A 13,055-nucleotide genomic window follows, 5' to 3' on the forward strand; every position below is an offset into this window, starting at 1 on the left:
GAGATGGTATAGATCAGTTTATCAGATTTCAAACTCCAGCGGAGGAAATTTACACGGAAAGAATGTCTTACCCGTGCCCGGAATACCTAATTTCAAACTCCAGCGGAGGAAATTTACACGATGGCGTTAGAGATGGTATAGATCAGTTTATCAGATTTCAAACTCCAGCGGAGGAAATTTACACGGAAAGAATGTCTTACCCGTGCCCGGAATACCTAATTTCAAACTCCAGCGGAGGAAATTTACACGATGGCGTTAGAGATGGTATAGATCAGTTTATCAGATTTCAAACTCCAGCGGAGGAAATTTACACTCCGCTCCGCGGCCTTGGCCTGCTGCCTTGCGGCGATTTCAAACTCCATCGGAGGAAATTTACACCCGCGTGAATGTTTGCGTCTGCAAGGCATAGGCGAATTTCAAACTCCAGCGGAGGAAATTTACACTTGGCAAGAAAGAGTGGAAAAACTCGACTTTCGTATTTCAAACTCCAGCGGAGGAAATTTACACGATGGTAAGGGTGATGGTTCTACTACCGGTGATGAATTTCAAACTCCAGCGGAGGAAATTTACACAGCGCTAGAAATTCTATTTTTCCAGGCTATGAATATTTGAAGTTTATATTCTTACCCCTTAAATTTAGATAAGCAGCAAAGGCAGTTTAGAATAAAACATCGTATTTGCAGTGTTTTGCAAATCTTAGCCAAAGCTTTATCCGCACAATTTTCAAAATTCCAACCAAAATCGATAGCGCGATTTAACGACGCAAAAGCCGCCGCCGTTTTGCCGCGCCGGCAACCACAATATTATCTTAAATTTACTGCTCCGCTGTGCCGTCTCGCTCTTAAAATTTACCTTCCGTAGCCAAGGGTGTGCTCGATAACACGATGTCGGTATTTTTGTCTCGCTCTAAATTTACCTTCCGCCGCACCGCTAAATTTAGCCGCGGCGCAAGCTGCGTTTTCTAAGGTAGCTATAAATCCAAGCTCCGAGCAACAAAACCGCCGCGAGGCAATACATATAAAAGGCCGCGCCGTTTTCATACTCCACGTCCTGCGCGGTAAAGACCCGCTGCGACGTTTCTGGGTTTCGCGCCGCCTCGTCTGCTATCTGCGCCATCACCTCATCGTCGTGCACGTCTAGCGTGATCTTTCGCAGCTCGATGAAATTTGTCCGCTTATCCAGATGCCTGCCGCTGCGGCCCGTAACGTAGATGCTATGCGAGTAGAAATTTAGATAGTAAAATCCCGCGTCGTCCTTAAAAAGCTTCTCCGAGATCTGCCGCACGGCGCCTTTAAACGGATTGTCGCCCGCCCTTTTTAGCGCGCTTAGCGGGCTGGCGTCTGCACCAAATTTATAATAAACGTACCAAAACGCGTCTTTTATCCGGCCCTCGGCGCCGCTAGTGCGCGGACGATTTAAAATTTTATCCTTGCTTAGATAAAATATGCCGTTTTTGCTCGCAAACAGCATGTATTCCTGATGCCCGCTCTGAAAATTTAGCGGCGTATAGGACTCGTTTGTAGCATCAAATCTCTCGCCGTTCATAAACACCGCGCCCGCCTTTGGATCATAAAGAAACTCTATACCGGCGTTTGGCTCCACGAGATACATCTGCTCGCTAGGCGTGAAATTTAGCCTCTCGCCGCCTGCGTAGACGCTACGTCCGTCGCTCAGCCACCGATCGACCGGGCGAAAGTGCGCGGGTAGCTCGGGTCCGTCTTCGTATACGGTTTTTCGCCTTATCTGTTTTAGGTTTTTTGCGTCCGCACCCTCTAAAATTTTACCCTCGTAAAATACTCGCTCGCCGTCGGTTGCGACATAAGGGCTCTCGGTCAGTGGCGAGATGGGCGCGCTAGTATCGAGCCTTGCGTATGGATAGTTGTACTCCTGCGGCCACTTTGAGAGCCCAAAGGCGTGGAAAAATACCTTGTAAATATAGCTTATCGCGCCACCCGTGCGCTGCGTAACGTCCGAGCAGAAGTAGCTCACGCGCCCGTCGCTGTAGTATCGCGCGCCGATCTTTTGAGTGCGTGCGGGATCCAGCCCCGACATCTCGCGAGCGCCGCAAAATACGCGGTTAGCGTCCATACCGACGTTTGTGTAGGAGTATCTGCCGGTATCAAGCGCGCGAAAGCTCGCCGCGTCCGCACCGCCCTCTAGCTCGTAGGGAGCGAGATTCCAAGAGCGTAGATAAATTTTGCCGCCGATGTTGTAGTAATCGCTGCGGCCGATCCTTTGCGCGTCCGCCGGTAGCTCGCGCGAGCGGTCATACACCGATAACTCATAGATGAAAACGAGCGAGACGAACATCGGCACGAAAAGTACTGCAAAGAGCAACCTTAGCGCCTTTTTATCAAATTTGCTTAAATTATCTGCCTTTTTCATAAGGCAATTATATATCTTGCTAGTTTAAAACGTTAGAAATTTGCGAGTGTTTGCGGGGAAATTTTAAAATTTAGGGTGCGGTAAATTTGGCGGCGAAGCTCAAATTTACCCGCAATCGCGCGAAACGACGCAAGCTCCGCGCAAATTTAACCCCACTTTCACACGAATTTAACTCAAAACAAAATTTCCAGAAGATGCCGAGCCTCAGCTCGCCCTGTTTCCGCGCAAAATTTAACTTAGTACCCGTCAAAATGCTTGGTTTTTGGCAGCACCAAATTTAACGTAATGCCGATAAGCGCACCAAGTCCCACGCCGCTAAAGCTCATCGCGCCAAAATCCAGCACCATGCCGCCGATCGCGCAGACAAAGATGAGCGCGACGATGATCATATTGCGCGGCTCGGCTAGATCCACGCTGTTTTTTATGAGCGTTTCCATGCCCACGCTAGCGATGATACCAAAAAGCAGCAGCATAATGCCGCCGATGACGGGAGCCGGGATTGTAGAGAGCGCGGCGCCGAGCTTACCCACGAAGGCTAGCAGTATCGCCGCAAGCGCGGCAAAGGTCATGATGGCGGGATTATAGGCCTTCGTGATGCTAACCGCGCCCGTAACTTCCGAGTAGGTGGTGTTTGGCGGTCCACCGAAGCATCCTGCTAGCGACGTCGCGAGTCCGTCGCCCAGCAGCGTGCTTTTAAGCCCCGGATTTTTTAGGAAATTTTCCTTCGTGACGTTGCTGATCGCAAGCATATCGCCGATGTGCTCGATCGCGGGCGCGATAGCGATAGGCACCATGTAGATCACGGCTTCGAGCTTAAAAACTGGCGCGGTGAAATGCGGCAGCACAAACCACGGCGCGTTTAAAATCGGCGTAAAATCCACGATCCCCACAAACAGCGACGCGCAGTATCCTGCCGCGATGCCGCAAAGTATCGGCACGAGGCGCAGCATGCCGCGACCAAACATCATAACGACGATAACCGCTGAGAGCGAGATGAGCGCGATAGTAAGCGACTGCCCCTGCGTATAGAGCGCCTCTTTGCCCTTGCCCATGACCATATTTACGGCTGCGGGCGAGAGGATGAGGCCGATCGTCATGATGACGGGTCCCACGACCACGGGCGGTAAAATTTTATGCAAAAAGCCCTCGCCTTTTAGCCTAATAAGCAGGCTTAGAACCACGTAAAAAAGTCCCGCCGCGATCACCCCGCTCATAGTCGCGGCGATTCCCCACTCCTTCACGCCAAAGCTTAGCGGCGCGATAAACGCGAAACTGGATGCGAGAAAGATCGGCGGGACGTGTTTGCGCGTGATGAGCTGAAACAGCAGCGTGCCGATGCCCGCCGTAAACAGCGCCACGGACGTATCAAGCCCCGTCAAAATCGGCACCAGCACGAGCGCGCCGAACGCGACGAATAAAAACTGTACGCCAACGAGAGCGTCGCGTAGCCTGAGATTGTAGCCTTCGTATTTTTCCATCTTGTTAATTCCCCATTCGCTATGGATTTTTGATAAATTTTTACTACTTGCTGCAGTCGCGGACGAATAACCCGCTCCTTTGCAAGCAATAAAAATTTATTAAAATTACACATCATCTGTCTTGAATATTTTCAAAATTTACGCCTTTCCGGCTCATTTTGCCGCAAATTCTATCCAAAGCGCACGATTGCACTCCTTCATTCGGCTCATTTCCGCCTCGTCTAAAGAAAAAATATCACGCCTAATTTTTAAATCTGACACATCAAAAATTTAGACCTACCCGGTCGCGGACGAGCAGTCCGCTCCACTCTCCACTGCCGACCACCGACGGCTGCAAGCAGAACGAAGCAGTAGCGCTTCTAAACTACCTGCGATCCATCCTAAATGTTTTAAAATTTTAGCCTCTTTTTAAAATTTTACGATCTCATTTTAAAATTTCGCGCTCAAGCTTAAAGCTAAATTTCAAATCAAAGCCGCTATGCCACATCGTATATAAGCGCCCTTTTGCTGCGATTTTGCGTCGTATCAGACGCGCGAAACCGCAAGGCCAAAATCAAGCCCATAAAATTATTAGGCAAAGCCACGTAAACAGATCCAAACAAATACCGACTAAAATCCGCAAACCAGCAACTAAATTTCACAAATATAGCGGCTAAATCAAAACCTATGTAAGCCGAATCCGCCACTAAAATTTAGCGAGAGAATTCCATCGTACGGCTCATTTTTTGCGTAGCAGGTCCTTTAGGCTCGCCCTTACATCCTTGCCACGCAAAATTTGCGCGACCTCGGTAGCGATCGGAGCGTAGATTTTGTGCTTTGTCGCGATATTTACGACCGCTTCGGTCGTAGCCACGCCCTCGGCGACCTCGCCCAACTCGCGCAGAATTTCTTCGAGCCCTTTGCCGCGCGCAAGTCCTAACCCCACGCGGTAGTTTCGCGATAGCACACTCGAGGCGGTCAAAAACAAATCGCCCACGCCACTTAAGCCCAAAAAGGTCTCGTCTCGAGCACCGAAAAACTTGCCAAAGCGCGCGATCTCTACGATGCCGCGTGCGATCAAGCTCGCTCTAGCGTTATTGCCGAGCCCCAGCCCATCGCAAACGCCGCTAGCGATGGCAATGACATTTTTATAAGCGCCACACACCTCTGCGCCGATGATATCGCCACTCGTGTAGGTCTTGATGTAGACAGGGAAGGCACTAGCGAAAAGCTCGGCTAGATTTTCGTTACACGAGCTTACGACGAGCGCGCAAGGCAGCTTCTGCATGACTTCGGTGGCAAACGACGGACCTGATAGATAGGCAAGATTGCCGCGCGCGACGTGAGATTCAAAAATTTCGTTCAAAAACCTACCGCTAGCCGCATCGATGCCCTTGGAAGCGACTAGAATTTTTTGATTTTTGTAGGTGAAATTTTGATCCAGCCACTGCGCGGTTTGTTGTGCCGCGATCGCAAAAACGAGCGCTTCGCACTCCAATGCCTCACTCACGCTTACAAAATGCGGAATTTGTCTTGGCGTGCGCGAAGTGATGACGCATTCGTTTTTTGCGCTAAGCGCGTCAAAAAGTGCGCTACCCCATTTGCCCGCGCCGATAACCGCGATTTTCATTATGTTCCTTTTTAAAAATTTATTCGCAAATTTGCGGTTTCTCAAATTTCATTCTCTTGAAATTCCCGCTCTTTGAAAATTTAGCCCAAAAGCGCCAACATGAACCTGCGCAAACGCTAGTCGAAGCCACGCTTTAAAATTCGCTTTTTGAAATTTCATCTCGTCAAAATTTCGCGCTTTTGAAATTTACTCAGCAAAAACTTCGCTTTTTTAAAATTTACCTCGCTAAAATTTCATACTTTTAAGGTTTTGCTCTTCCGTCAAAAACACTTTCACAAAAGGCGCGGCAGTGAACGAATGAGGATTTTGAAACTCCATTATACGTTTTAAATTTCACTCACGTATCGCCAAGGCAAATCAAATTTTTAAAAATTTTATTCAGACGCCCGATCGCAAATCGCGCTTTTAAATCCGCTTAAATCTATCAAGGCGTGCTTTGGGCCTAGATGATCTGCGGTCGCTCGCCATGTTATCGTTTGGTGCAAGGTTTGGGGCACGCGCATCCGACGACGCAGCGATTGATTAAATTTAGCCTGCACATTGGCTTGCCACTCAAATTCGACCCTGCGTATTCGATCCTATCCGCGCACCCCGAGCTTCCGTTCTCGCTCTCGCAAGCAGGGCAATTTTACGCATTCCCTACAAGCTTTGCCGCGCTTTGACGGTAGCTGTGAGTAAAATTCCTAGGACGCGCTTCTTAAACCCCTCCGTTGCAGACCGACACTCGCGCAAACGACCCGTACGAGAAAGAACGAGCTAGAAAGAACAAAACGTGCGCGAGGAAAGCGGGTAGCCGCCGAGATCGCGCCGAATGAAATTATAACACACAAAAGCCCTCGTCATTGGCGCCTGAAAGCTTTAGCTCAAAGCAAAACGCTACGGGCGGATTTAAAATTTTATCCCAGAGGCTTCATCTATCGCATACATCGCGCCGCTTTTAATTCGCCGTTTGCTGCCGCAGAAGCTGCGAAATCAGCCCAGCTTCTGTTTCAGAAGCTCGTTTACCTTCGCGGGGTTAAACGCGCCCTTGCCCTCTTTCATCACTTGGCCTACGAAGAAGCCGAATAGCTTGTCCTTGCCGCCGCGGTAGTCCGCGACCTTGTCCTCGTTTGCGCTCATCACGCGCGCTATGATCTCCAAAATAGTGCCGTCATCGCTTACCTGCCTCAAGCCAAGCTTATCAATGACCGAGCTTACGGCCTCGTCGTGCTCCATTAGATAATCAAGCACCTCTTTGGCGGCCTTTTGAGATAAGGCGCCGCCTTCGATCGCGCTTAAAAGCTCGCTCATCTTTGCGCTACCTACGGGCGAATCCTCAATCGTAACGCCGTTTTTGAGCCTGCCCGCAAGCTCGACGGTAAGCCAGCTCACGCAGAGTTTGGGCTCGTGCCCCGCCGCGATCAGTTCCTCAAAAAATCGCGCGTTTTCGTAGGTCGAGATTATGATCTCGGCGTCCTTCTCTTTAACGCCCAGCTCGCGGACGTAGCGAGCTTTTTTCTGATCGGGCAGCTCGGGGATCTGCTGCGCAGCAGCTAACATCTCGTCATCCACGATCACGGTTAGCAGATCGGGGTCTGGAAAGTAGCGGTACTCGGCGCTGTCCTCTTTGCTGCGCATCGGCTTGGTGATAAGCTTAGCGGTATCAAAAAGGCGGGTTTCTTGCACGACCTCTTGCTCATATTTGCCGTCCTGCCACGCTTCGATCTGACGCTCAATCTCAAACTCGATCGCTTTTTGGATAAATTTAAAGGAGTTTAAATTTTTAATCTCCACGCGCGTGTAGAGCCTTTGCTCGCCTTGCGGACGGATGCTGACGTTTACGTCGCAGCGAAACGAGCCTTCCTGCATATTTGCGTCGCTGATATTTAAAAAGCGCAAAATGCTGTGGAGTTTTTTTAGATACGCGACCGCCTCGTCCGCAGAGCGCATATCGGGCTCGCTTACGATCTCCAAAAGCGGCGTGCCGGCGCGGTTTAGATCGACTAGGCTGCGCGAGCTTTCGTGATTATTCTTGCCCGCATCCTCCTCTAGGTGCGCGCGCGTAATGCCGATGCGCTTGCTCTGTCCGTCCGCGGCTATGAAAAGCTCGCCGTGCTCGACGATCGGGATCGTCCACTGCGAAATTTGATACGCCTTGGGAAGGTCGGGGTAGAAGTAGTTTTTGCGGTCAAATACCGACTTGCGATTGATCGTCGCATTGACGGCGGTGCCGAGGCTAATGGCTTTTTTAACCGCCTCCTCGTTTAGCACCGGAAGAGCGCCCGGAAGCGCCAAGCAGGTCGGGCAAACGTGCGAATTCGCCTCGTCGCCGAAGCTCGTGGGGCAGGAGCAGAAAATTTTTGTTTTGGTATTTAGCTGGCAGTGTACCTCCAGGCCGATCACGGTTTCAAACATAAACTTAACCTTTTAGAATAAAAATTTCGCGTAATTTTACAATTTTTTGCTTTAATACTCGCTTGCAGCGGCACACGGCGCGGCTAAATTTTAAAATTTAATCGAATAGATTTCTATTCGCCGCCATGAAGGAGCTTTTCTTTCAGATCAAAAACATCGACCATCAAGCAGGTGATAATGACGCATATCACGCCCGGCGCGGTGCAGATGAAGAGGAATTTTAACCCCAAAAAATAAAATGACGGATAGGCAAAAAAGACGAATGCGCCGACGAAAATCAATCCGAACGACGCACCCACGAGGAAGTATAAGAAATTTCGCTTAAAATTAATGCTCATCGACGATCACGGCGCCCGCTAGATAAACGTAGCTTAAAACCATGAAAATGAAAGTCTGCAAAATCGCCATAAAAGTAAGCAGCGCAAACGGCACCATCGGCACTAGCGCAGGAGCCAGAGTAAGCATAACGAGCAGGAAGGTATCGTCGCCTTTGATATTTCCGAAAAGTCGGAAAGAAAGCGATACGACGCGCGAAAAATGCGAGACGATCTCTATGACGAACATAAACGGCGCTAGGATTTTCACCGGGCCCATAAAGTGCTTTAGGTAGTTGATCACGCCGTGCTCGCGAACGCCCTCAAAATGGTAATACAACCAAACGCAAAGCGTAAGCGAAAGGGTTAAATTTAGACTCGCGCTCGGCGACTCAAAGCCAGGCACCAAGCCGATAACGTTACTAAAAAATATCACAAATCCCAATGTTGCGATTAGCGGAAGATATTTTTTGGCTTGTTCCTCGCTGCCCATAGCGTCCTTACCGATCGTTAGTACGCCGCTTAGGTAGGCTTCGGCGATATTTTGCATGCCGTGTGGTACAAGCTGAAGCGAGCGAGTGGAGCAAAGCGCGACGGCTACGATGATAGCGACGACCAAAAAGAAGTAAAAAAGGTAGATAAAAGTGTGGTCGTAAGAAATTAAACCGCCGAAAAGAAAGATGTCTTTTAGCATAAAAACCCTTGATCGTTGAAATTTGAGGCGTATTTTACACTTCTATTCGTTAAAGTATATTTAAATTTGCGCCAGCGAGTAAAATTTTGAGCTTTGCGAGTTCTCACACCGCTTTGCTTGCCTAGCACTTTCGTCTAGCTTGCGCGCCATTTATGCGGGAATTTTGCGTTTTTTTGGCATTTAGCTCCATATTTACAGCAAATGACAAAATTTTTGCTAGTAAGCACGAAATTTGCGGATACACTGCCAATTTGCTATTTTTGCAAAATAGAATTTATCTGGTGCATACGGCGAAGCTCTAAGCCGGCTGCGTGGTAAAATTTACGTTTACGAATACGAAAAATACAATAAAATTCTACCGCGACGGCGCTGCGGTAAATTTCAAGAGTTTTAAGAATTTTAAGAATTCCACTCAGCTCAAAAAACATAATTAAATTTTAGCAAACTCTGAACCAGATTGCTAAAATTTTATAAAATTTATATAAAAACCTTGACATCCTACCACTCAATGTTGTATAATACTGGCAATCTTACCGAAAGAGTGCTAAAAGTGAAAACGAATAAACGTGATATGATCCTGGAATCCATCATTTCCGCCTATCTCGATAGCAACACCCCGATCGGATCTTCCGAGCTGGGTGAGCGTATGGGCGTAGCGATGTCAGCGTCTAGCATCCGAATTTATTTTAAGCGCTTAAGCGACGAGGGGGCTTTGACGCAGCTTCATGTAAGTGGTGGTAGAATTCCGACGGTTGCGACGATGCAGGATTACTGGCGCGCTAGACTTAGCTTCGACGATGAGTTAAAAATAGACGATGCTCGCGAGCTAGAAGCGGTGCTTGAGGATTTTGAAATTTACTGTATGATTTTCAACGCCGAAAACGAAGCCCTAAGCGAAGTCATCAATCACGATGATCGTTTCATAATCCTTACATTTAGAACGGATGAGATTATCTTAAAATACGATTTTAGAGTTTTTAAATTCCTATCAAATTTAATAGGAATTTCACTCGGAGATTTGGAGCTAGCTTCGATGCAGATCGGTCTGCGCGAGCTTAGCACCAAAATCAAAGAGCTAAAAAATTCTAAAATCGAATTTCTTTGTAACGAGGTCGTAGCGTATAAAATTTTCAAAGACGAGCGGTTTAAAATTTTACTCAACCCCTCGATCGCCGTAAATTTTACTAAAAATTTGATCTTTGCGCCCTACTTCGAGCACGGATTTATGGGGATCAAACGCCCCGTAAAATTCGAAGGCGAGGACGCTACGATGATCTGCGCAGGCAGCGTTTACGAGAATTACGAGAAATTTTTTAACTACGCTAAAGGAGTAGCATGAGCCATAAATTTAAAGAGCACAGCGATAAAAATGCAGCGTGCGATAGTGAAGAAAAAGAGGTTTGCGAGCAGTGCGCGTCAGAGGCGAGCGAGCCGCAAGAGGTGCAGACATGCGATGATACCGACGCGCAGATACAAAAGCTTCAAAACGAGCTGAGTGAGATCACCGATAAATTTTACCGCGCCAATGCGGATTTTGAAAATCTCAAAAAACGTTTGGAAAAAGAAAAAGATAACGCTGTTGCTTACGCTAGCGAGAGCTTTGCAAAGGATCTGCTGCCGATAATCGACGCGCTTGAGGAAGCCGCCAAAATTGATGTGGAAGGTAATGAGCTTGCGGATAAAATTGAGGTCGGCGTAAAACAATGTCTAAGCCTTTTTACAAAGACTTTTGAAAAATACGGTATCGTTCCGATAGCGACGGATGCGGGATTCGATCCTAGCGTGCATAACGCGATCTCGATGATCGAGGCAGAGGGTGCAAACTCGGGCGATATAGTTCAGGTCTATCAAAAAGGCTATATGTATAAGCAGCGCGTTTTGCGCGCCGCTATGGTGGTGGTGGCGAAATGATCGCTCAAATTTTAAAATTTTAAATTCAACACAAAGGATAAACAAATGGCAAAAGTCATAGGCATCGACCTAGGAACAACAAACTCGTGCGTAAGCATATTCGAGCGCGGCGAGAGCAAGATCATACCGAACAAAGAGGGTAAAAACACCACTCCGTCGGTAGTCGCTTTCACCGACAAAGGCGAGGTTTTAGTAGGCGACAGCGCCAAGCGCCAAGCAGTCACTAACCCGGAAAAAACGATCTATTCGATCAAGCGCATCATGGGTCTTATGATGAATGAAAAAAATGCGCAGGAGGCCAAAAAGCGCCTACCGTATAAAATCATCGACCGAAATGGCGCGTGCGCGGTAGAGATCGCGGGCAAGGTTTATACGCCGCAAGAAATTTCAGCCAAAGTGCTGATCAAGCTAAAAGAGGACGCCGAGGCGTTTTTGGGCGAGCCGGTTGTCGATGCGGTCATCACCGTGCCTGCGTATTTCAACGACAGCCAAAGAAAGGCAACAAAAGAAGCAGGAACAATTGCAGGTCTAAACGTGCTTCGCATCATCAACGAGCCGACCGCAGCGGCGCTTGCGTATGGACTGGATAAAAAAGAATCCGAAAAGATCGTCGTTTACGATCTAGGCGGCGGTACATTCGACGTAACCGTGCTAGAAACCGGCGATAGCGTCGTAGAAGTTTTAGCTACCGGCGGTAATGCATTTTTGGGCGGCGATGATTTCGATAACAAACTGATCGACTTTTTAACCTCGGAATTTCAATCTGAAACAGGTATCGACTTGCGTGGCGATGTCATGGCTATGCAGCGTCTAAAAGAGGCTGCGGAAAACGCCAAAAAAGAGCTAAGCAGCGCGATGGAAACGACGGTAAATTTACCTTTCATCACTGCTGATGCCACAGGTCCAAAGCACCTGATGAAAACTATCACTAGAGCTAAATTTGAAAGCATGATCGATTCTTTGGTAGATGAGACCATAAGCACTCTAAAAAAGGTCGTAAGCGATGCAGGTCTTAGCATGAACGACATAAAAGAGGTCGTCATGGTTGGCGGCTCGACGCGCGTGCCACTCGTGCAAGAGGAGGTCAAAAAGGCTTTCGGCAAGGAGCTAAATAAGAGCGTAAACCCTGACGAAGTCGTAGCGATCGGCGCGGCGATCCAAGGCGCGGTCATCAAAGGCGACGTAAAAGACGTGCTACTACTCGACGTCACTCCGCTAAGCCTCGGCATCGAAACCCTGGGCGGCGTGATGACCAAGATCATCGAAAAGGGAACTACGATACCTACGAAAAAATCTCAAACCTTCTCGACAGCAGAGGATAATCAAAGCGCCGTTACGATCAACGTCTTGCAGGGCGAGCGCGAGTTTGCAAAAGACAACAAATCGCTAGGAAATTTCAATCTTGAAGGCATCATGCCCGCTCCTCGCGGCGTGCCGCAGATCGAGGTGGAATTCAACATCGATGCGAACGGAATCTTAACCGTTTCGGCAAAAGACAAAGCCACCGGCAAAGCAACCGATATCCGCATCACCGGCTCAAGCGGCTTAAGCGATGCCGAAATCGATAAGATGGTAAAGGATGCCGAGCTTCACAAAGAGGAAGACAACAAGCGCAAAGAGACCGTCGAAGCGCGTAACCAAGCCGACAGCATCGCACATCAAACCGAAAAGAGCCTAAGCGAGATGGGCGAGAAGGTGCCGGGCGATCTACGCGCTAAGATCGAGGGCGCGCTAAACGATCTAAAAGCCGTGTTAAAGGATGAAAACGCGAGCAAGGAAGCGATAAACTCTAAAGTAGAAGCCCTAAGCAAGGTCGCCGAGGATCTATACAAGGCTGCCAGCGCAAACCAAGGTGCGCAAGGCGGATCGCAAAGCAGCGGTGCAAACGGCGGTAAAAAAGACGACGACGTCATCGACGCCGAAGTCGAATAACTCCCCTACTTCGAGCCGATATATATCGGCTCGATCTTTTAGCAAAACTCCAAACCCTTCCGTTAAATTTAAAGCCCCGGTTGCAAGCCTTAGATCTCGCGCGCTTTGTAACCTCCAAATTTGTTTTAAAATTTCAAATTTAAGCCGCAGCCGCATTAAAATTTAAAATTTCGCTACTAAATTTAGATGCGCCGAAGTCCGGCTAAATTTGCATAACGGCGGCGAATGTGCCGATAAGTTATAGCTAATTAAGCTTAAATCGGCTATCATCGCATGAAATATCAAGGAGTAAGCTTGCGCCTGAAGTACCTTTGTATAATAGTTTTTATGATTTGGCT

Annotated in this window: 9 protein-coding genes and 1 CRISPR repeat array; of the genes, 3 read left to right on the forward strand and 6 right to left on the reverse strand. The window is 48.3% G+C overall.

What is annotated here, in order from left to right; all coding sequences use genetic code 11:
- The first annotated feature begins 25 nt into the window (after positions 1–25).
- Positions 26–572: direct repeats of the CRISPR family, unit length 30 nt; unit sequence ATTTCAAACTCCAGCGGAGGAAATTTACAC.
- A 364-nt stretch (positions 573–936) separates the two neighbouring features.
- The 6 genes from Q0393_RS07735 to Q0393_RS07760 form a co-directional block, all read right to left on the reverse strand.
- Entirely contained in the window at positions 937–2,385 is a 1,449-nt protein-coding gene (locus tag Q0393_RS07735; protein WP_298979212.1) for a DKNYY domain-containing protein, read from the reverse strand.
- 236 nt (positions 2,386–2,621) lie between these two features.
- Positions 2,622–3,863 (reverse strand): uracil-xanthine permease family protein, encoded by a 1,242-nt coding sequence (locus Q0393_RS07740; protein ID WP_298979214.1) that lies wholly within the window; start codon positions 3,861–3,863, stop codon positions 2,622–2,624.
- A gap of 718 nt (positions 3,864–4,581) precedes the next feature.
- Positions 4,582–5,475: an NAD(P)H-dependent glycerol-3-phosphate dehydrogenase gene (locus tag Q0393_RS07745; protein ID WP_298979220.1), complete on the reverse strand. Its 894-nt coding sequence runs from the start codon at positions 5,473–5,475 to the stop codon at positions 4,582–4,584.
- A 969-nt stretch (positions 5,476–6,444) separates the two neighbouring features.
- Positions 6,445–7,866, reverse strand: coding sequence for an Asp-tRNA(Asn)/Glu-tRNA(Gln) amidotransferase subunit GatB (gene gatB, locus Q0393_RS07750; RefSeq protein WP_298979216.1), 1,422 nt, complete (start codon positions 7,864–7,866; stop codon positions 6,445–6,447).
- 113 nt (positions 7,867–7,979) lie between these two features.
- On the reverse strand, positions 7,980–8,204 hold the full coding sequence (locus tag Q0393_RS07755; protein ID WP_005869196.1) for a hypothetical protein: 225 nt from the start codon (positions 8,202–8,204) through the stop codon (positions 7,980–7,982).
- On the reverse strand, positions 8,194–8,874 hold the full coding sequence (locus Q0393_RS07760; RefSeq protein ID WP_177387592.1) for a F0F1 ATP synthase subunit A: 681 nt from the start codon (positions 8,872–8,874) through the stop codon (positions 8,194–8,196). The genes Q0393_RS07755 and Q0393_RS07760 overlap by 11 nt, the downstream gene beginning before the upstream one ends.
- Before the next feature lie 550 nt (positions 8,875–9,424).
- Between Q0393_RS07760 and Q0393_RS07765 the strand changes: the two genes are divergently transcribed.
- From Q0393_RS07765 to dnaK, 3 genes are read left to right on the forward strand one after another with little or no spacing between them, the layout of a single operon-like run.
- Positions 9,425–10,213 (forward strand): HrcA family transcriptional regulator, encoded by a 789-nt coding sequence (locus tag Q0393_RS07765; RefSeq protein ID WP_297949967.1) that lies wholly within the window; start codon positions 9,425–9,427, stop codon positions 10,211–10,213.
- Positions 10,210–10,785, forward strand: a complete 576-nt coding sequence (gene grpE / locus Q0393_RS07770) for a nucleotide exchange factor GrpE (RefSeq protein ID WP_298979218.1) — start codon at positions 10,210–10,212, stop codon at positions 10,783–10,785. Before Q0393_RS07765 ends, grpE begins: the two co-directional genes overlap by 4 nt.
- A 45-nt stretch (positions 10,786–10,830) precedes the next feature.
- A complete protein-coding gene (gene dnaK / locus Q0393_RS07775; RefSeq protein WP_298082870.1) occupies positions 10,831–12,717 on the forward strand; it encodes a molecular chaperone DnaK in 1,887 nt (628 codons plus the stop codon).
- The last annotated feature ends 338 nt before the right edge of the window (positions 12,718–13,055 follow it).

Origin of the sequence: uncultured Campylobacter sp. (genome assembly GCF_938015785.1) — a bacterium.
Classification (GTDB): Bacteria; Campylobacterota; Campylobacteria; order Campylobacterales; family Campylobacteraceae; genus Campylobacter_B.